Below are 19,189 nucleotides of genomic sequence, written 5' to 3'. Positions count from 1 at the left end.
AAAATCCAACAGCCACCCCGCAAGCCCGCCCGCACAACCGGAAGGCTTGGAGCCGAAGCCGGACAATCAGCGCCCAAGCACCGAACGAGCAATAATCTCCTTCATAACCTCCGAAGTACCGCCATAAATCCGCTGAACCCGCGCATCGATGAAGTTGCGGGAAATCGGATACTCGGTGGTGTAACCGTAACCGCCGAACAGCTGCAAACAGCCATCAGCCACGCGGCACTGCATCTCAGTGGCGCTGTACTTAGCCATGGACGCTGTCGGCGCATCCAGCTTGCCGTCTTCGTATTCGCGGATGCACTGGTCGACGAATGCCTTGTTGATGCGGTAGTCGGTTTCCATGCGGGCGATTTCGAAGCGGGTGTTCTGCAGCTGGCTCAGTTTCTGGCCGAACAGTTCCCGTTCCTGGGTGTACTGGACGGTCATGTCCAGTGAGCCACGGGCGGCGGCAACACCCAGGGCGCCGATGACCAGTCGCTCTCGCGGTAGTTCGCGCATCAGGTAAACAAAGCCCTGCCCTTCTTCGCCCAGCAGGGCGGAGGCGGGGATGCGCATGTCGGAGAAGAAGAGTTCAGAGGTGTCGCCGGAGTGCTGGCCGATTTTGTCCAGGTTGCGGCCTTTGCTGAAGCCCGGCAGCGAGGTGTCGACCAGGAACAGGCTGATGCCCTTGGCGCCGGCGTTGGGGTCGGTCTTGGCGGCGACGATGACCATGTCGGCGTGCTGGCCGTTGGTGATGAAGGTTTTGGAACCGTTCAGGATGTAGTCGTCACCGTCTTTCACCGCGCTGGTGCGGATGGCCTGCAGGTCGCTGCCTGCCCCCGGTTCGGTCATGGCGATGGCGCCGACGGCTTCGCCGGAGACCATTTTCGGCAGCCATTGCTGTTTCTGTTCGTCGTTGCCGATGTGGCTGAGATACGGCGCTACGATGTCGGAATGCACCATCACGTTGGTGGACAGCGCACCGAAGCCCATCCGGGCCAGTTCTTCGCCCACCACAACCGAATACTGGAACGGCGCACCGCAGCCGCCGCAGTCTTCCGTTACGTCCACACACAACATGCCGGCTGCGCCCAGGGTGTTCCAGAGTTCCCGGGGCACGATGCCGCTCTTTTCCCAGGCTTCATAAGAGGGCGCCACTTCGGTTTCGAGGGCCTTGATGACGGCATCCCGGAACAGTGCCAGTTCTTCCTGATCAACGGTGTTGGTCATTTCGCTCACCTTTTATCCTTGTTATCCGTGCCTTATCGGGGCGCCATGCGCAGGGCGCTGTCGAGCCGGATGACTTCGCCGTTCAGAACGGGGTTGCGTACCACCTGGTCGACCATCATGCCGAATTCTTCCGGCTTACCGAGGCGCTTGGGGAAAGGCAAGGTGGCGGCCAGGCTGTCCTGAACTTCCTGGGGCATGCCAGCCATCATCGGGGTCATGAACAGGCCCGGAGCAATGGTGTTCACCCGGATCCCTTCGCGAGCCAGTTCCCGGGCAGATTGCAGGGTCAGTGCTACCACACCGCCTTTCGAGGCACTGTAAGCGGCCTGGCCAATCTGGCCTTCGTAGGCGGCAACCGATGCGGTGTTGATGATCACGCCTCGTTCGCCGTCGGCGTTGGGTTCGCGCTGGGCCATGTCTGCTGCCGCCAGCCGCAGGATGTTGAAGGTGCCGATCAGGTTTACCTGGATCACCTTGCTGAAGCTGTCCAGCGGCATCACGCCTTCGCGGCCCAGGATCTTTGAGGCCGGAGCAATGCCGGCACAGTTCACGGCAATACCACAGGGACCATGGGCGTCCCGAGCGGCTTTTAGTGCAGCTTCCGCGCTTTCTTCCGAGGCCACGTTGCATTCGATGAAAATGCCGCCCAGCTCGGCAGCCACCTGTTCGCCACGCTCTTTGTTCAGGTCCAGGATAGCCACTTTGCAGCCTGCGGCAGCCAGCGCCCTTGCGGCGCCTTCACCCAGGCCGGAGGCACCGCCGGTGACGATGGCGGGAGTGTTTTTGAAATCCATAACTTGCGTCCTGTTATTGGTTTTAGCGCGGCCAAAAACTGGCCGCGCATAGTTTACGTTTACGTAAACTTAACCCAGATACCCTATTTGAAACAACACCCGTTTCAGTCGAGGCGCTCAACAATTAGTGCAATACCCTGCCCGCCACCGATACACATGGTGATCAGGCCGTAACGGCCACCGGTACGCTCCAGTTCCGCCAGGGCTTTGATAATCAGGATGGAGCCGGTCGCACCCACCGGGTGGCCCAGAGCGACCGCGCCGCCGTTCGGGTTCACCTTGTCTTCCGGCAGGCCAAGCTCGCGGCTGACGGCCATGGCCTGGGCGGCGAAGGCTTCGTTGGATTCGATCACATCCAGGTCTGCCACAGACAAACCGGTGTTCTTCAGAACCTGGCGAACCGCCGGAATCGGGCCCACGCCCATCACTTCCGGATCTACGCCGGCAAAGGCATAGCCTACCAACCGGGCGCGGGCTTTCAGGCCACGTTTTTCGGCTTCCGCGGCACTGGTCAGTACCATGGCTGCGGCACCATCGTTAAGGCCGGAGGCATTGCCCGGGGTCACGATGCCGTCTTTCTGGAACGCAGGCTTGAGGCCGGCCAGGCTTTCTACCGTGGTGCCCGGGCGCACGTGTTCGTCTTTATCGAACACGACTTCCTTGCGACCCTGTTTGACGGTAACCGGCACGATCTGGCCATCGAAGTAGCCTTTCTCGATGGCATTCGCCGCCCGGCGGTGGCTTTCCGCAGAAAACGCGTCCAGTTCTTCCCGGGTCAGGCCCTGATTGGCGGCAATACGCTCGGCGGTCATACCCATGTGACCACTGCCAAACGGATCGCTCAGAATACCCAGGGTCAGGTCCACGGCGCGGCCATCGCCCATGCGCAGGCCTTTACGAACGTTCGGTAAAAGGTAAGCACCCTGGCTCATGGATTCGGCACCACCAGCCAGCGCCATTCGGCTATCGCCCATCACAATCAGCTGGGCCGCGCTGATCACCGACTGCACGGCAGAGCCACACAGGCGGTTTACGTTGAACGCCGCAGAGCTTTTCTCCATACCCACATTCAGGGCAATGTGCCGGGCCAGGTAAGCGTCCTGCGGGCCGGTGGTGATGATGTGGCCGAATACCGAATGGTCGATATCCGCAGCTTCTACGCCAGCGCGGCTGATGGCCTCACGAGCGGCGGCGGTGCCCAGTTCGGCCGGAGCCAGTGAGCTCAGGCTGCCGCCAAAGCTGCCGATAGCGGTGCGGGCACCGTCCAGAATTACTACGTCTGTCAGTTTCATGTTCTTCTCCTGAATATAAGTGTTAGAAAGGCTCACTTGCCCAGCATGGAGCGGGCAATCACCTCTTTCATGATTTCCGAGGTGCCAGCGTAAATGGTCTGCACCCTGGCATCCACAAAGAACCGCGAAATGGGATATTCCAGGGTATAACCGTAGCCGCCGAAAAGCTGCAGGCATTCATGGGCGATATCGCACTGCATCTCGGTCAGCATCAGCTTCAGGATGGCCGCGTCTGTCGCCGTCATGGCACCCTGGTGGTATTTGCTGACGCACTGGTTCAGGTAGGCACGGGCCATATCAATACGGGCCCGGGCTTCTGCCAGCTTGAACCGGGTGTTCTGGAAATCGGCAATGCGCTGGCCGAAGGCCTGGCGCTGCTGCACGTAATCCAGCGTCAGCGCCAATGCACCTTCGGAGGCACCGATCGCCTGGGCACCCACACCCAGCCGCTCCCGGGGCAGTTCCTGCATCAGGTAGGCGAAGCCCTTTCCCTCTTCCCCGAGCAAAGCCTCCTCGGGCACAGTCAGATCCGAGAAAAAAAGCTCGGCAGTATCACTGGCGTGCTGCCCGATTTTCTTGATGCCCTTGCCCCGGCTAAAGCCCGGCAGGCTGGTATCCACCAGGAACAACGACACACCCTTGGCGCCGGCTTTCGGATCAGTCTTGGCGCAGACAATCACCATATCGGCATGCAAGCCGTTGGTGATAAACACCTTGGCGCCGTTAATGCGCCAGCCGCCCTCGGTGCGCTCCGCCGTGGTGCGCATAGCAGCAAGATCACTGCCGGCACCCGGCTCGGTCATCGCGATCGCCCCCAGCACCTCGCCAGAGATCATCGCCGGCAACCAGGCCTGTTTCTGCTGTTCATTACCCAGATGCAGGATGTACGGCATCACAATGTTGGCGTGGATGTTGTAACCGGAGGCCAGGCCGCCAAAGCCCATGCGGGCGATATCTTCGATCGCCAGCTGGCTCACCTCGAAACTGGCCGCCGCACCGCCATACTCTTCGGGCATATCAATGCCGAGCATGCCGGCCTGCCCCAGGGTGTGCCACAGCGGCCTCGGAATCTCTCCGGCCTCTTCCCACTGCTCATAAAAAGGTGTGACTTCCTGCTCCAGAGCCCGGACAATCATGGCCTGGAATAATTCGGTTTCTGCCTGTTCTGCTGACATGGGCGCCCCGCGTTTAAATTCAGTGAATAAAATGGAACACTATTAGACTCCGTATGCCTCCGGGCTAGAATGACCCTTCTTGCCGAATTAATTGACCTGTTACGCGGCTGCGCTGACCACTATGGCCAAGGCTCACATTGCCAACCACTACCTTCAAGCGACCCTTCGTGGCGCGGAACGCCAGGGCCACGAAGGGCCCACACTGCTTGAGCAGGCAGGCATCCCTGCCGGCTGGCTGAACACGCCGGAACAGCTGATCACCGAACAACAACTGACCCAACTGGTGAAATCGGTCTGGCGCGCCACCCGGGACGAATTCCTCGGCTTGTCATCGGAACCCTGCAACAACGGCACCTTCGCACTGATGTGCGACTACTGCCTGGGCTCGGCCACCTTGGGCGCCGTGCTTCGAAAAAGCGCGCACTTTTACCGGGTGATCTGCCGGAATCTTGATATCGCGATGGAAGAGCAAGGCAGGCAAGTGTTCTTCCGTTTGCACCTGAAAGACGCCGGCAACGACACCGACCACCTGCTGCAGGAATTCCTGGTTCTGATGTGGGAACGCCTGTCCTGCTGGCTGGTAGACCAGCAAATCCCCTTCGCCCGCACCCAGTTCAGCTACCCTGCCCCGGCCCACGAAGCCGAGTACCGGGCCATGTACCCGGGCGAACTGAAATTCGAGCAGCCGGTGTGCGGCTTTCTGTTCCATGAAAAATACCTGCAGCTGCCCATCGTGCGCAGCGAGGAAGAACTCCGGCAATTCCTGCAGGCGGCTCCGGCCTACATCCTGCACCGCCCCAGCCAGGACGAAAGCCTGCGCGCCCGCATCCGCGCGCTGCTGGCCCGCTACAATTACCCGGACATGCCGGGGCTCGACGCCCTGGGCCGGGAGCTGCACATGACACCCCGCAACATCGGCCGAAAACTGCAGGACGAAGGCACCTCCCTGCGCAAGATCAAGGAAACCCTGCGGCGGGAACACGCCACCCGCCTGATGACCAGCGAAAGTCTGAGCATCAGCGAAATCGCCGAACTGGTGGGCTTCTCCGAAACCGCCGCCTTCTCCCGGGCCTTCAAGCGCTGGACCGGCTTGTCGCCGGCCCGATGGCGTGGCAACCAGGTTAACGGGTAGTGCGGGCTTGATTTGGCTTGGGCTCCTAGCCTGTTGGGTATGCGGGTGGGGTTTGGTTTGGGCTCCCAGACTTCCGGTTGTGCGGGCGGGCTTGCGGGGTGGCTGTTGGATTTTTTTTGGAAAAACAACTCGCTTCGCTCAGACATCTTTTTCCGGCAAAAAACCCAACAGCCACCCCGCGCCGACGGGCACTGGCGGGTTCGCGGATGAAAACCTGCCTATACCTGTGCTGCCCGTCGGTAGGGGGGTATGGGGTATTTTTCTGACAGGGAAAAAGATGTCTGAGCGAAGCGAGTTGTTTTTCCCCGAAGAAAAATACCCCACACCCCGCGTACCCGCCCGCAAACCAAAAGGCTAGGAGTCCAAGCCCAAAGGAAGACTAGGCATCGTCAGTTGTAAAAGCCTCACGCAATTTGCGTTTGAGGAGTTTTCCAGCGCTGTTTTTCGGCAACTGATCGACAAACTGGATGTGTTTCGGAATTTTGAAACGGGCCAGCTTGGCTCTGGCATGCTCAAGCAGCGACTCAGCACTTTCAGGGTAGCCGTCACGTACAACGACAATCGCGCAGATGGCTTCTATCCACTTTTCGTCCGGAACACCAATCACCGCCACCTCAGCTACCGACTCATGCTGGTAAAGGGCTTCTTCCACGTCCCGGCTTGCCACCAGAACACCACCGGTATTCACCACGTCTTTAATCCGGTCAACGATATAAATATAGCCCTGTTCATCACGGTAACCGAGATCGCCGGAGTGGAACCAGCCGCCCTCGAAGGCTTCTTCTGTGGCTTCAGGTTTTTGCCAGTAACCGACCATAAGCTGTGGAGACCGGTGCACCAACTCGCCTTGTTTTCCAGGCTTGCAGTCCTTTCCGGTAGCAGGGTCTACAATCCGGGTCATCACGGTTTGCAATGGTTTGCCGGCCGATGTCGGACGGTCGTGGTGTTCCTCGGGCCGCAATACCGTTGCCAGCGGAGCAATCTCGCTCTGGCCATAGCAGTTATACAGCCCGGCCTGTGGGAGTTGCTGGCTCAGTTGCCGTACAACTTCGCCGGGCATAATGGAGGCTCCGTAGTAAATCTTGTTCACGTGCTGCAGCTTGTTGGCATCAAAGCCTTTGAACTGCAGCAGCGAGATCCAGACCGTTGGTGGCGCAAAGGAGGCATTTAACTGCTCACTGGCCAGCAGGCCAAGGATGGCATCTGGTGTCGGGGCATTGATGAGCCGGGTATAACCGCCGGTCAACAACATGGGCATCATGAACACATGCATCTGGGCGGAGTGGTACAGCGGCAATGCCGCCAGGCAACGGTCACCCGGAACAATGTCGAGATGGTACTGGGCCGCCCCGTACTCAGTCATCAGTGAGCGGTGGGTGTGCATAGCTCCCTTGGGGTCGGACGTGGTGCCTGACGTGTAGAGAATCTGGACAACGTCGGTATCGGACTGGTCGGTATCCGGCGGCAGATCGCTGGCTCCGGAACAGGCCATTTCAAGAATATCATCAGCGGAGTGGGCGCCGTGCAGGGTGCCGAGGACTTCAATATCCACCGTTGAGGCAACACTATCCACCTGAGGCTTCAGATCATTGTCGTAAAACAGAGCCCTCGCTCCCGACTGGTTCAGTACGTAGGACAGCTCATGCTCCACCAGGGCATAGTTGACCGGGACATGAACCAGCCCCGCTTTTGTGCACGCCAGCCACAATAGCAGGTAGGCATCGGAGTTCTTACCGTAGGCAGCTACCCGCTCGCCTTTATTCAGTCCCAGGGCTATCAGCTGGTGAGCAACACGGTTACTCGCAGCCTCAATGTCCCGAAAAGTCCATTGTCGGTCAGCGAATGCCAGAGCTACCTTGTCGCCATGACAGGCGGCTGAGCGCGCAATGGCGTCACCAATTGTGTTCCTTAAGGCCCTGATAACTTGGTTATTGTGCTGAGTGAGCGTTGAGTCTGACATGCTTACCTCATTTCCTTGTTGTTGTAACCGGCTGCCGGCCATTAAGGCAAAGGTGCAGGACCTGTTGGAATGACCCTTCTGGCCCAAAAATTTGACCCGTTCGGACAAGTCCACTCTGCCTTGGGTTGGGCCCCTAGCCTTCCGGTTGTGCGGGCGGGCTTGCGGGGTGGCTGTTGGATTTTTTTTGGAAAAACAACTCGCTTCGCTCAGACATCTTTTTCCGGCAAAAAATCCAACAGCCACCCCGCGCCGACGGGCATTGGCGGGTAGTCGCGAGATAACAGCAGCAGTATTTTTTGTGCCTAATCGGGGCTAGTGCAACGTTCACACCTATTTCTGGGTGCTCTCGTTGCTTTTTTCTTGGTATTCCTGTGCTGCCCGTCGGTAGGGGGGTGTGGGGTATTTTTCTGACAGGGAAAAAGATGTCTGAGCGAAGCGAGTTGTTTTTCCCCGAAGAAAAATACCCCACACCCCGCGTACCCGCCCGCACAACCGGAAGTCTGGGAGCCCAAGCCAGCCATAAGCCATACTTTACGTTAACGTAAACTTGAATTACCCTGAGCAAAAATAACACAACCGTTCCGGACCGCACATGAGCGACAAGAAAACCTTCAATATCAGCGAGCTCTCCCAGGAGTTCGACGTAACCACACGAAGCATCCGCTTCTACGAGGACCAGGGGCTTCTGAACCCCACCCGGCGCGGGCAGACCCGCATCTTCAGCAACAAAGACCGGGTGCGCCTGAAGCTGATCCTGCGCGGCAAACGCATGGGCTTTTCCCTGGCCCAGACCAAGGAGCTGTTCGACCTTTGGGATGAAACCCTCACCGGCAATGAAAAGCAGCTGTTGAAAATGCTCGAGATCCTGGGCGACCGGCGCGCGCACCTTGAACAACAGAAAGACGACATCGCACAGGCGGAGATGGAAATAGACACCGCAGAAACCCGGTGCCGCGAAGCCCTGGAAGAACTGCAGAAAAAGAAAGAACAACAAAGCCTGGCCGCCGACTAGGGCAACAACCCGCAGCGGGCCGCTTAACGACACACACTAGCAAGAACAAAAAAGGCAGCACACCATGAAATCCCAATACAGCGAACTCAACTTCGGCCTCGGCGAAACCCTCGACAGCCTGCGTGAACAGGTCAACCGCTTCGCCGCCGATGAAATCGCCCCCCGGGCCGAGGAAATCGACCGCTCCAACGAATTCCCCATGGACCTGTGGCGCAAACTGGGCGACATGGGCTTGCTGGGCATCACTGTGAGCGAACAATACGGCGGTGCGGGCATGGGCTACCTGGCCCACGTCGTCGCCATGGAAGAAATCAGCCGCGCCTCTGCCAGCGTTGGCCTGTCTTACGGCGCCCACTCCAACCTGTGCGTCAACCAGATCAACCGCAACGGCACCGAAGAACAAAAACAGAAATACCTGCCCAAACTCATCACCGGCGAACACATCGGTGCCCTCGCCATGTCTGAACCCAACGCCGGCTCAGACGTCATCTCCATGAAACTCCACGCCCGCGACGAAGGCGACCACTACGTCCTCAACGGCAACAAAATGTGGATCACCAACGGGCCAGACGCCAACACCTACGTCATCTACGCCAAAACCGACCCGAAAGGCGGCTCCAAAGGCGTCACCGCCTTCATCGTAGAACGCGACTACCCCGGCTTCAGCCGCCACCAGAAACTCGACAAACTCGGCATGCGCGGCTCCAACACCTGCGAACTGGTGTTCGAAGACTGCAAAGTTCCCAAAGAAAACGTCCTCGGCGGCGAAGGCAACGGCGCCAAAGTCCTCATGAGCGGCCTCGACTACGAACGCATCGTCCTCTCCGGCGGCCCCCTCGGCCTCATGCAAGCCGCCATGGACGTAGTCGTGCCCTACATCCGCGAACGCAAACAATTCGGCCAGGCCATCGGTGAATTCGAACTGGTACAGGGCAAAGTCGCCGACATGTACACCTTCATGAACACCGCCAAATCCTACGTCTACATGGTCGCCCAATCCGCCGACCGCGGCGAAACCACAAGAAAAGACGCCGCCGGCGCCATCCTGTATTCAGCCGAAATGGCCACCAAACTCGCCCTCGACGCCATCCAGCTCCTCGGCGGCAACGGCTACATCAACGACTACCCCACCGGCCGCCTGCTGCGGGACGCGAAGTTGTATGAAATCGGGGCTGGAACGTCTGAAATCCGCCGCATGTTGATTGGCAGAGAACTGTTCCTGAACAAGTAAGCGTTGCGCGGAATCCAGCTCCCAATGTACGACCAGGGGCTGGAGGGGTGTCGTTCCGAAAATTTCGGAGGCCATGGATGGCCGGAGAGAAGCGCACATGGATGTGCTCGTAGCGGTTTTCGGAACGACAGCCCTCCAGTCCCGTGCCCCCAAGAGAGGGATGACAGAACATGACGATACTCCAGAGCAAAATTAACCCGAGGTCCGACGAATTCCAGGCCAACCACCACTCCATGGCCTCCGCCGTAACCGACCTAAGGGAAAAAGTCGAAACCATCCACCAGGGCGGCGGCCCCGAATACCAGAAGCGCCACACCGAACGCGGCAAACTCCTGCCCCGCGAACGCATCAACAAACTACTCGATGAAGGCTCCCCCTTCCTCGAAATCGGCCAGTTCGCCGCCTACAACGTCTACGGCGAAGACGTCCACGCCGCAGGCGTAATCGCAGGCATCGGCCGGGTCAGCGGCACCGAATGCATGATCATCGCCAACGACGCCACCGTTAAAGGCGGCAGCTACTACCCGCTGACCGTCAAAAAACACCTGCGCGCCCAGGAAATTGCCGAAACCAACCGCCTGCCCTGCATCTACCTGGTCGACTCCGGCGGCGCCAACCTGCCAAGGCAGGACGAAGTCTTCCCGGACCGCGACCACTTCGGCCGCATTTTCTACAACCAGGCCCGAATGTCTGCCGATGGTATCCCCCAGATCGCCGTTGTTATGGGTCTGTGCACCGCCGGCGGTGCCTACGTACCCGCCATGGCGGACGAATCCATCATCGTGCGCAATCAGGGCACCATCTTCCTGGCCGGCCCGCCGCTGGTCAAAGCCGCCACCGGCGAAGTGGTCAGCGCGGAAGACCTGGGCGGCGCGGACGTACACTGCAAAACCTCCGGCGTGGCCGACCACTACGCCGAGAACGACGCCCACGCCCTGGACACCGCCCGGCGCTGCATCGCCAACCTCAACCGCCGCAAACCCGTGCCGGTCGAACTGCGCGAACCCAAAGCACCGCTGTACAACCCGGAAGAAATCTACGGCATCGTCGGCACCGACTTGCGTAAACAGTTCGACGTACGCGACGTGATCGCCCGCATCGTCGACGGCTCCGAATTTGACGAATTCAAGCGCTACTACGGCGCCACCCTGGTGACCGGCTTCGCCCATATTCACGGCTACCCCGTGGGCATCATCGCCAACAACGGCATCCTGTTCAGCGAATCCGCCCAGAAAGGCGCGCACTTTATTGAACTGTGCTGCCAGCGCAACATCCCGCTGCTGTTCCTGCAAAACATCACCGGCTTTATGGTGGGCCAGAAATACGAAGCCGAAGGCATTGCCAAGCACGGCGCCAAGATGGTCATGGCCGTGGCCTGCGCCAACGTGCCCAAGATCACTGTCCTCATTGGTGGCAGTTACGGGGCCGGCAACTACGGCATGTGCGGCCGGGCCTACAGCCCTGACTTCCTGTGGATGTGGCCCAACGCCCGCATCTCGGTGATGGGCGGCGAACAGGCCGCCAACGTACTCGCCACAGTCAAACGTGAAGGCATGGAACGCAAAGGCCAGGACTGGAGTGCCGAAGAAGAAGCCGAATTCAAGCAACCCATCGCCGATAAATACGAACAGCAAGGCCACCCCTACTACGCCAGCGCCCGCCTGTGGGACGACGGCGTGATCGACCCGGCCCAGACCCGGGAAGTGGTAGCCCTCAGCCTGTCTGCCACCCTGAATCGACCCGCCAAGCCGACGCGCTTTGGCGTGTTCCGCATGTAACCGGAGAGAACGCCATGACCAAACAGACCTCTGCCGTTCTGCTCAACTACCTGGAAGGTGGTGTTTCCGAAATCGTGCTGAACCGGCCAGACAAACGCAACGCCTTCGACGATGTGATCATCCAGCAACTGATCAAGGCGCTGGAAGTCACGGAAAGAGACGACCAAACCCGCATCGTAATCCTGCGCTCCGAAGGCAAACACTTCTCCGCCGGTGCCGACCTTGGCTGGATGCGCCGCATGGCAGACAACGACCATGCCGAAAACCTGAACGACTCCCGGGAACTGGCCAGGCTAATGAGCACCCTCAACCACCTGTCCAAGCCGGTGATCGGCCTGGTTCAGGGCGCAGCCTACGGTGGTGCCGTCGGCCTGGCAGCCTGCTGCGACATCGTGCTGGCCACCGCAAACGCCAGCTTCTGCCTGAGTGAAGTGAAACTCGGCCTGGTTCCCGCCGTTATCAGCCCCTACGTGGTGCGGGCCATCGGTGAGCGACAGGCCCGGCGCTATTTCATCTCCGCCGAAGTCTTCAACGCACAACAGGCCAGCGAATACGGGCTGGTGCACATCGTCTGTGACGACGAAGCCGCCATGCACGCCCGCTGCAACGAGCTGCTGCTACAACTGGCCGGCAATGGCCCGCAAGCCATGAGTGCCGCCAAGGACCTGGTGTTTGCCGTCAGCCACAAGCCCATCAGTGCCGATGTCATCGAAGACACTGCCCAACGCATCGCCGACATCCGTGTGGGTGAGGAAGGCCAGGAAGGGCTCAGCGCTTTCCTGAACAAACGCAAGGCCAGCTGGGTTCCGGGAGATAACACATAATGTTCAATAAAATCCTGATTGCTAACCGGGGCGAAATCGCCTGCCGGATTATCCAGACCGCCCACCGCATGGGTATCCGCTGCGTGGCAGTCTACTCAGACGCTGACGCCAACGCTCGTCATGTCGCCATGGCAGACGAGGCCTTCAACATCGGCCCGGCCGCCAGCGCTGACAGCTACCTGAAAGCCGACACCATTATCGACATTGCCAGGCAGAGTGGCGCCCGGGCCATTCACCCCGGCTACGGCTTCCTGTCTGAAAACACCGGCTTTGCCGAAGCCTGCGAAGCCAACGGTATTGTGTTCATCGGCCCGCCCTCTTCGGCCATTGCGGCCATGGGCTCCAAGTCCGCCGCCAAGGCGATTATGGAAAAAGCCGGTGTACCCCTGGTGCCCGGCTACCACGGTAAAGACCAGTCGCCGGAGCTGCTGCGGGCCGAGGCCGAGAAATGCGGCTTCCCGCTGCTGCTGAAAGCCGTTGCCGGTGGTGGTGGTAAAGGTATGCGGGTGGTGGAAACAATGGCCGACTTTGATGACGCCCTGGCCGCCGCCCAGCGGGAAGCGAGGAACGCTTTCGGCAACCCGGACATGCTGATCGAACGCTACCTGACCCAGCCACGGCATGTGGAAATCCAGGTGTTCTGCGACCATCAGGGCAACGGCATCTACCTGGCCGAGCGGGATTGCTCGGTGCAGCGTCGCCACCAGAAAGTACTGGAAGAAGCCCCCGCCCCGGGGCTGAGCGAGGCCACCCGTAAAGCCATGGGCGAGGCCGCCGTGAAAGCCGCGCAAGCCATTAACTACGTGGGCGCCGGCACCGTCGAGTTCCTGTACGGCGTAGACGGCTCGTTCTTCTTCATGGAAATGAACACCCGCCTGCAGGTGGAACACCCGGTTACCGAAATGGTCACCGGGCAAGACCTGGTGGAATGGCAGCTGAAAGTGGCCTGGGGTGAGCCCCTGCCGCTGGCCCAGGAACAGGTGAAAACCCGCGGCCACGCCCTGGAAGCGCGCATCTACGCCGAAGATCCGGACCAGGACTTCCTGCCTGCCACCGGCACCCTGCGTTACCTGCGCACCCCGGAAGAATCCGCCCACGTGCGGGTGGATACCGGCGTTACCGAAGGCGACGAAATCAGCATCCACTACGACCCGATGATCGCCAAGCTCATCGTGTGGGACGAAACCCGGGAACAGGCCATCAACCGCATGGTGCAGGCCCTGGAGCAGTACCGCATTGCTGGGGTAAAAACCAACATCCGCTTCCTGCACGCCCTGGCCGATGCCGAACCCTTTCGCCAGGCCGAGCTGACCACCGGTTTCATTGATGACCACCGCGAGCTGCTGTTTCCCGCTTCCGGCCCGGATACCGACAAGGTTCTTGTGTTGGCTGCCGGCTTTCTGCTGGAACACCGCAAGTCCCGTGAAGTGGTCAGCACAGACCCCTGGTCGCCCTTCGGCCGGCAGAACAGCTGGCGCTTGAATTCCGACTACGCCGAACCCCTGGCCCTGCAGATGGGCGAGGAGGTGGTTGAACTAAGGGTTCTTGAGCAGGATCACGGCTATCAGATAACCCTCGGCGACAACCGCTATACCCTGCAGGCCAGCCTGCAGGAGGATTACCTGCAAGCGGTCATCAATGGCCACCGCCTGTGCGTGTACGGCAACCTGCACAACGACGAACTGGTGTTGTTCCACGAAGGCAACAGCATCACCTGCAAGCTCTACCGTGAACGCTGGGAAACCGAAGACCTGGCCGGCGACGGCAGCCTCTCTGCCCCCATGAACGGTGCCATTGTGGCGGTGCAGGTGCAGGCCGGCGATAAGGTCACCGCCGGCCAGACCCTGGTGATCATGGAAGCCATGAAGATGGAGCACGCCATCAAAGCCCCGGCCGATGGCACCGTCAGCGAGGTGTTCTTTGCCCAGGGTGACCAGGTATCCGAAGGGGCGGAGTTGATCGCTATCGAGATTGAGGAGACTGAGTAATGGCCTTCCCGAAACGTGTCCGACTGGTGGAAATGAGCCCCCGGGACGGCCTGCAGAACGAACCCGGCCCGGTGATTGCTACCAGCATCAAAACCGGGCTGATCGACCGGCTGGCCGACTGCGGCCTTACCCACATCGAAGCCGCCAGCTTTGTCTCCCCCAAATGGGTGCCACAAATGGGTGATGCCGCCGAGGTCATGGCCGGCATCACCCGAAAGGCCGGCGTGCGCTACTCTGCCCTCACCCCCAACCTCAAAGGCTTCGAAAATGCCCTGGCGGCCGGAGCCGACGAAGTTGCGGTGTTCGGCGCCGCCTCCGAAAGCTTTACCCAAAAGAACATCAACTGCAGTATCGCCGAAAGCCTGGACCGCTTCGCTCCCGTGGTGGAAGCAGCCCGCAAGCACGGCATTCCGGTGCGCGGCTACGTGTCGACGGTGATGGGTTGCCCCTATGAGGGTGACATTGAGCCAGGGCAGGTCGCCAGCGTCGCCAAGGCCCTATACGACATGGGCTGCCATGAGATTTCCCTGGGCGACACCATCGGCGTAGGCACACCGCTGAAAGCCAGGCGCATGCTGGAGGCCGTGGCCGCCCATATTCCCATGGATAAGCTGGCGGCCCACTTCCACGACACCTACGGCCAGGCCCTGGCTAATCTGTATGCGGTGCTGGAGGAAGGCGTCAGCGTAATCGATGCCTCGGTGGCGGGCCTGGGCGGTTGCCCCTATGCGAAAGGCGCCTCCGGCAATGTGGCCACCGAAGACGTGCTCTATCTGTTAAAGGGCTTGGGGATCGAAACCGGTGTCAACCTGGAGAAACTGGTGGCGACCGGCGGCTGGATTTGCGGCCAGCTCAACCGCCACAACGGCTCTAAAGTGGGGCAGGCCATGGGCGGTTGAACGTTAAGGGCCCCGCTCACAGGGCCTGACACCGCGTTACAGGTCTGAGCCTTCATCCGCCTCGCGCAAGCGCTCTTTGCGCTCGAGGTCTTCCTGAATCACTGCTTTGATCTCTTCCAGCACAGCATCCACATCAGAACTGCCACTGTCATCTTCAAATTCACCCGTCAGCACAGAGTCGGGGGTCAGCTCCCCCTCTTCGAACAGCGCCCACATCTCCCTGGCGAACCGGGTGTCCAGGATCTCAGGTGCATACTGGCCATAATAGCGGCGCATGTTATTCACATCGCGGTCGAACATTTCCTGCGCACTGTTGTTGGATGCAGCGTTTACCGCCTGCGGCAAATCAATGATCACCGGGCCGTAATCGTCAACCAGCACGTTAAACTCAGACAAATCACCGTGCACGATCCCTTCGCACAGCATGAGCCTTACGTAGTGCATCATCAGCGTGTGGTCTTCAATGGCCTGCTCTGCTGACATGGACACATCAGCCAGTCGTGGTGCGACATCACCGGTATCTTCTGTCACCAGCTCCATCAGCAACACACCGTCAAAGCAACCGTAGGTTTCAGGCACACGCACACCGGCTTTCGCCAGCGTGGACAGCGCGTTGATTTCGGCATTCTGCCAGACTTCTTCCTGCTGCTTGCGGCCGTAGTTAGAACGCTTTTCCATGGCGCGGGCCTGGCGCCCGCTGCGAACCTTGCGACCCTCTTGATATCGCGCCGCTTTTTTAAAGCTGCGCTTGACCGCATCTTTATAGACTTTGGCGCAGCGAATCGAATCGCCACACCGTACAATATAAATATCGGCCTCTTTACCGCTCATGAGTCGGCTGATGACTTCATCAATGATGCCATCATCGGCGAGGGGCTTCAGGCGTTCAGGGATTTTCAAAGAGTTCCTGCCAAAATTGGTCGAAGAGAAGCCGCCATTGTACCGTTGGTAGAGTCTGGCGGCTAATGTCGCCCAAACCAGGATTATTCCGCTCCACTAAACCCGGGATCTACGCAATGCATCTTCCATTCTGGCTGACCACGGCTGTGCTCTTTCCGGTGTTGCTGTATCAGGGTAAGCGCACTCGTCAAACCACGCCACGGCTGCCGGAGGCCTCCGGATCTCCGTTCGGGCAATATGGTGAGGGCGAGCCCGCCCGGCGCATCCTGGTGATTGGCGAATCCACCGCAGCCGGCGTGGGCGCCCAAACCCACGATCAGGGCCTGGCCAGCCAGCTGGCACGGGAGCTTCATAAGGGAACCGGGCAAACCATCGCCTGGCATACCTTCGGGGTTAACGGTATTCGGCTGGATGCCCTGAACCGGGCGCTGGAGCAGACAGACTTACCGGAAGCCGGTGTGGTTATCCTGAGCATGGGGGTAAACGACACCACCGGTTTTACGCCCCGGAAACGATTCCGCCGGCAACTGCTTGAACTGAGGGAGTTGCTCGAAGCACGGTATCCGGCACCCCTGATGCTTCTGAGCGTGCCTCCCATGCACCTGTTCACCGCCCTGCCGGCGCCCTTGCGCTACGTGATGGGATGGCGGGCCAGGCTTCTCGACAACATCTACCGGCAACTGGCCAGCGAAGCGCCGCAGCACTTCCGCTACGCCCGTTACCCGGTGATTGAAGATACCGGGCTGTTGGCCAGCGACGGCTACCACCCCGGCATCAAAGGCTATCGGTACATTGCCGAAGCCCTGGCGCCGGAGCTGAGCCGGGGCATCAGGGCCGATGCTTCTCCGGAGGAATAGAGTAAGTCATGGTGGCATGGGCCACCGGCTCCTCCATACCTGTGGAATAGATCGACACCTCACCCACCGCCATCGTGCGCCCTACTTTCAGCAAGGTAGCGCGGGCCCACACCGCAGCGTGGGCGGCGGGTTTGCGCATGAAGTTGATATTGAAGTTGGTGGTTACCGCCAGGGGTACCAGGCCGATTTTGCCCAGCAGGGCGGCGTACATGGCCACGTCTGCCAGCCCCATCATAACCGGGCCAGACACGGTTCCACCGGGGCGCAGGTGGTCGTCGTCCACCTCCAGCTTCATCTCGGCCCAGCCATCCCCGAGCTCCTCCAGGGTGCCGTAGGCGGTACCCTGGGGAAACTGGTCTTCAAGGAAACCCTTCAGTTCCCCGAAGTTTACTTTCATGCACTTACCTCTTCTTCCGCGCGATTACGCAACATGAAACGCTGGATTTTGCCGCTCGGCGTTTTCGGCAGCTCGTCCACAAATTCGATCTCACGCGGGTAGGCGTGGGTCGACAAGCGGCGGCGCACCAGCTCCTGCAATTCTTCGGCAAAGGCCTGTTCATCCACCGGCTCCTGCCCGGATTTCATCACCACATAGGCTTTGATGATGGAACCCCGTTTCTCGTCCGGCTTGGCGACGACCCCGGATTCTGCCACCGCGTCATGCTCCAGCAGTGTGCTTTCCACATCGGCGGGGCCCACCCGGTAACCGGCCGTGGTGATGATGTCATCATCCCGGCCACTGAATGAATAGCTGCCATCGCCATGACAGATCACCATATCACCGGTCAGGTAATAATCACCCACAAACGGATCTTTTTCATCCCAGGTGTAGCCATGGAAATGGAACAGCGGCGAGGACTTCACATCCACCGCCAGCTGGCCGATCTCGCCCTCACCCACTTCCTCGTTTTTCTCGTTCAGGGCCACCACCCGCTGGCCCGGCACCGAGAAGCCCATAGAACCCTGCCGCGCCGGATGTTCCAGGGCGTGGAAGTTGCAGCAGGTCATACCGGTTTCAGTCTGACCGTAGTGGTCTTTGACCGGGCAGTGGTGCCGGCGGGCAATCCAGTTCACCACCTCCGGGTTCAGAGCCTCACCGGCACTGCTGCACACCCGCAGGCCCAGGTTCTCGCCTTCAGGCAGTACATGGTCGTTGGCCTTCAGCAAGCGGTAGGCGGTGGGTGCCGCCGCCAGGTTGGTAATGCCGTATTTGCGGATCATGTCGTAGGTAGATTCAGGCGTGAAAGCATTGGCGTTGAAATGGGTGGCATGGCCCAACAGCAGCGGCCCGGTCACCGCATAGTAAAGGCCGTAGGCCCAACCCGGATCAGCCACGTTCCAGAATACGTCGTCTTCACGAAGGTCGACGGCGTACTTCATGTAGACGTAGAAGGCCAGCAGCGCCTTGGCCGGAACCGCTACACCCTTGGCCTTGCCGACCGTTCCGGAGGTGAACATCTGCAGGAACGGGGCGTTGCCGGTAATCATCACAGGTTCGCACTCGTCGCCTTGCTGCTGCAGGGTTTGCTCGAAGTCCACCGCATCGCTGCCTACAGCTGCGGCGTTCACACACAGCACCGGCGGGCAGTCTTTAACGTCTTTCAGCTTGGGATAGTTATCCGGGTCGGTCACTATCAGCCGGGTGCCAGCCTTGCCCACGCGGTATTCGATGGCGCCACTACCGAAGGCGGTAAACAGGGGCTGATACACTGCCCCGAGGCGCAGGGTGCCAGCGATTACAATCAACAGCTCCGGCCCACGGGGCAGCAGGCCGGCTACCCGGTCGCCCTTGCTGACACCCAGCGATTTCAGGTAATTGGCAAATCGGGCTGAGGCAGCCTTGAGCTCGGCGAAGGTCAGTGAGCCATCACCGCCACCGGCCCGCTCGTAATAGAGAGCCACTTTCTTCGGGTCTTGTGCCCACTTGTCGCAGATTTCGTGGCAAACGTTCAGGCCGCTGTCCAGGCGACCATCCAGAACTTCCGCTTCCAGAGCGGCCGCATCAAAGTTGTTGTACACATCGTTGTATTGCGGAAGGCTCATCGCACACTCCTGTTATTTTTGTCGGTTGTTCAACATTCATTCAGTGTTAGCTTTGCATTACCGACACTTTACGTAAAGGTAAACTTTAG

The 19,189-nt window shown here is 59.8% G+C and carries 16 protein-coding genes; 8 read left to right on the top strand and 8 right to left on the bottom strand.

Features of this window, described 5'->3' with window-relative positions; translation table 11 throughout:
* Positions 1 to 66: 66 nt before the first annotated feature.
* The 4 genes from AQ621_RS08165 to AQ621_RS08150 all read right to left on the bottom strand — a co-directional run bounded on the left by AQ621_RS08165 (position 67) and on the right by AQ621_RS08150 (position 4,476).
* Positions 67 to 1,215 (bottom strand): acyl-CoA dehydrogenase family protein, encoded by a 1,149-nt coding sequence (locus AQ621_RS08165; protein ID WP_058341060.1) that lies wholly within the window; start codon positions 1,213 to 1,215, stop codon positions 67 to 69.
* Positions 1,216 to 1,247: 32 nt separating this feature from the next.
* The gene (locus AQ621_RS08160) at positions 1,248 to 2,009 is read right to left on the bottom strand and encodes a 3-hydroxyacyl-CoA dehydrogenase (RefSeq protein ID WP_058341059.1); all 762 of its coding nucleotides are present in this window, start codon (positions 2,007 to 2,009) and stop codon (positions 1,248 to 1,250) included.
* 104 nt (positions 2,010 to 2,113) lie between these two features.
* Positions 2,114 to 3,301: a beta-ketothiolase BktB gene (gene bktB, locus AQ621_RS08155; RefSeq protein WP_058341058.1), complete on the bottom strand. Its 1,188-nt coding sequence runs from the start codon at positions 3,299 to 3,301 to the stop codon at positions 2,114 to 2,116.
* Positions 3,302 to 3,333: 32 nt separating this feature from the next.
* Positions 3,334 to 4,476 (bottom strand): acyl-CoA dehydrogenase family protein, encoded by a 1,143-nt coding sequence (locus AQ621_RS08150; RefSeq protein WP_058341057.1) that lies wholly within the window; start codon positions 4,474 to 4,476, stop codon positions 3,334 to 3,336.
* Positions 4,477 to 4,567: 91 nt separating this feature from the next.
* Here AQ621_RS08150 and AQ621_RS08145 point away from each other — a divergent pair, with 91 nt between their 5' ends.
* A complete protein-coding gene (locus tag AQ621_RS08145) occupies positions 4,568 to 5,608 on the top strand; it encodes an AraC family transcriptional regulator (RefSeq protein ID WP_201785325.1) in 1,041 nt (346 codons plus the stop codon).
* A 379-nt stretch (positions 5,609 to 5,987) separates the two neighbouring features.
* On the opposite strand, the gene AQ621_RS08140 is transcribed toward AQ621_RS08145, so the two are convergent.
* Positions 5,988 to 7,568, bottom strand: a complete 1,581-nt coding sequence (locus tag AQ621_RS08140; protein WP_058341055.1) for a fatty acyl-CoA synthetase — start codon at positions 7,566 to 7,568, stop codon at positions 5,988 to 5,990.
* 592 nt (positions 7,569 to 8,160) lie between these two features.
* Here AQ621_RS08140 and AQ621_RS08135 point away from each other — a divergent pair.
* The 6 genes from AQ621_RS08135 to AQ621_RS08110 all read left to right on the top strand — a co-directional run bounded on the left by AQ621_RS08135 (position 8,161) and on the right by AQ621_RS08110 (position 15,300).
* Positions 8,161 to 8,580, top strand: coding sequence for a MerR family transcriptional regulator (locus AQ621_RS08135; protein ID WP_058341054.1), 420 nt, complete (start codon positions 8,161 to 8,163; stop codon positions 8,578 to 8,580).
* A 64-nt stretch (positions 8,581 to 8,644) separates the two neighbouring features.
* On the top strand, positions 8,645 to 9,811 hold the full coding sequence (locus AQ621_RS08130; protein WP_058341053.1) for an isovaleryl-CoA dehydrogenase: 1,167 nt from the start codon (positions 8,645 to 8,647) through the stop codon (positions 9,809 to 9,811).
* 170 nt (positions 9,812 to 9,981) lie between these two features.
* Positions 9,982 to 11,589: a carboxyl transferase domain-containing protein gene (locus AQ621_RS08125; protein WP_058341052.1), complete on the top strand. Its 1,608-nt coding sequence runs from the start codon at positions 9,982 to 9,984 to the stop codon at positions 11,587 to 11,589.
* 14 nt (positions 11,590 to 11,603) lie between these two features.
* Positions 11,604 to 12,413: an enoyl-CoA hydratase-related protein gene (locus AQ621_RS08120; RefSeq protein ID WP_058341051.1), complete on the top strand. Its 810-nt coding sequence runs from the start codon at positions 11,604 to 11,606 to the stop codon at positions 12,411 to 12,413.
* A complete protein-coding gene (locus tag AQ621_RS08115; protein ID WP_058341050.1) occupies positions 12,413 to 14,401 on the top strand; it encodes an acetyl/propionyl/methylcrotonyl-CoA carboxylase subunit alpha in 1,989 nt (662 codons plus the stop codon). Before AQ621_RS08120 ends, AQ621_RS08115 begins: the two co-directional genes overlap by 1 nt.
* Positions 14,401 to 15,300: a hydroxymethylglutaryl-CoA lyase gene (locus AQ621_RS08110; RefSeq protein WP_058341049.1), complete on the top strand. Its 900-nt coding sequence runs from the start codon at positions 14,401 to 14,403 to the stop codon at positions 15,298 to 15,300. Before AQ621_RS08115 ends, AQ621_RS08110 begins: the two co-directional genes overlap by 1 nt.
* 36 nt (positions 15,301 to 15,336) lie before the next feature.
* On the opposite strand, the gene AQ621_RS08105 is transcribed toward AQ621_RS08110, so the two are convergent.
* Positions 15,337 to 16,200 carry a PA4780 family RIO1-like protein kinase gene (locus AQ621_RS08105; protein ID WP_058341048.1) on the bottom strand — a complete coding sequence of 288 codons (864 nt, stop codon included), beginning with the start codon at positions 16,198 to 16,200 and terminating at the stop codon, positions 15,337 to 15,339.
* A 116-nt stretch (positions 16,201 to 16,316) separates the two neighbouring features.
* Between AQ621_RS08105 and AQ621_RS08100 the strand changes: the two genes are divergently transcribed.
* A complete protein-coding gene (locus AQ621_RS08100; protein WP_058341047.1) occupies positions 16,317 to 17,057 on the top strand; it encodes an SGNH/GDSL hydrolase family protein in 741 nt (246 codons plus the stop codon).
* On the opposite strand, the gene AQ621_RS08095 is transcribed toward AQ621_RS08100, so the two are convergent.
* A complete protein-coding gene (locus tag AQ621_RS08095; protein ID WP_058341046.1) occupies positions 17,029 to 17,454 on the bottom strand; it encodes a PaaI family thioesterase in 426 nt (141 codons plus the stop codon). The genes AQ621_RS08100 and AQ621_RS08095 overlap by 29 nt on opposite strands.
* A complete protein-coding gene (locus AQ621_RS08090; protein ID WP_058341045.1) occupies positions 17,451 to 19,100 on the bottom strand; it encodes an AMP-binding protein in 1,650 nt (549 codons plus the stop codon). Before AQ621_RS08090 ends, AQ621_RS08095 begins: the two co-directional genes overlap by 4 nt.
* Between the last annotated feature and the right edge of the window lie 89 nt (positions 19,101 to 19,189).

The organism is Marinobacter sp. P4B1 (genome assembly GCF_001447135.1).
Taxonomy (GTDB): Bacteria; Pseudomonadota; Gammaproteobacteria; order Pseudomonadales; family Oleiphilaceae; genus Marinobacter; species Marinobacter vinifirmus.
This window is presented reverse-complemented; position numbering and strand designations above follow the sequence as displayed.

Bases quoted from the DNA above. Each gene is read 5' to 3' on its own strand.
- bktB (WP_058341058.1), bottom strand. From the start codon at position 3,301: ATGAAACTGACAGACGTAGTAATTCTGGACGGTGCCCGCACCGCTATC.
- AQ621_RS08125 (WP_058341052.1), top strand. From the start codon at position 9,982: ATGACGATACTCCAGAGCAAAATTAACCCGAGGTCCGACGAATTCCAG.
- AQ621_RS08165 (WP_058341060.1), bottom strand. From the start codon at position 1,215: ATGACCAACACCGTTGATCAGGAAGAACTGGCACTGTTCCGGGATGCC.
- AQ621_RS08160 (WP_058341059.1), bottom strand. From the start codon at position 2,009: ATGGATTTCAAAAACACTCCCGCCATCGTCACCGGCGGTGCCTCCGGC.
- AQ621_RS08150 (WP_058341057.1), bottom strand. From the start codon at position 4,476: ATGTCAGCAGAACAGGCAGAAACCGAATTATTCCAGGCCATGATTGTC.
- AQ621_RS08090 (WP_058341045.1), bottom strand. From the start codon at position 19,100: ATGAGCCTTCCGCAATACAACGATGTGTACAACAACTTTGATGCGGCC.
- AQ621_RS08130 (WP_058341053.1), top strand. From the start codon at position 8,645: ATGAAATCCCAATACAGCGAACTCAACTTCGGCCTCGGCGAAACCCTC.
- AQ621_RS08140 (WP_058341055.1), bottom strand. From the start codon at position 7,568: ATGTCAGACTCAACGCTCACTCAGCACAATAACCAAGTTATCAGGGCC.
- AQ621_RS08095 (WP_058341046.1), bottom strand. From the start codon at position 17,454: ATGAAAGTAAACTTCGGGGAACTGAAGGGTTTCCTTGAAGACCAGTTT.
- AQ621_RS08110 (WP_058341049.1), top strand. From the start codon at position 14,401: ATGGCCTTCCCGAAACGTGTCCGACTGGTGGAAATGAGCCCCCGGGAC.
- AQ621_RS08115 (WP_058341050.1), top strand. From the start codon at position 12,413: ATGTTCAATAAAATCCTGATTGCTAACCGGGGCGAAATCGCCTGCCGG.
- AQ621_RS08135 (WP_058341054.1), top strand. From the start codon at position 8,161: ATGAGCGACAAGAAAACCTTCAATATCAGCGAGCTCTCCCAGGAGTTC.
- AQ621_RS08120 (WP_058341051.1), top strand. From the start codon at position 11,604: ATGACCAAACAGACCTCTGCCGTTCTGCTCAACTACCTGGAAGGTGGT.
- AQ621_RS08100 (WP_058341047.1), top strand. From the start codon at position 16,317: ATGCATCTTCCATTCTGGCTGACCACGGCTGTGCTCTTTCCGGTGTTG.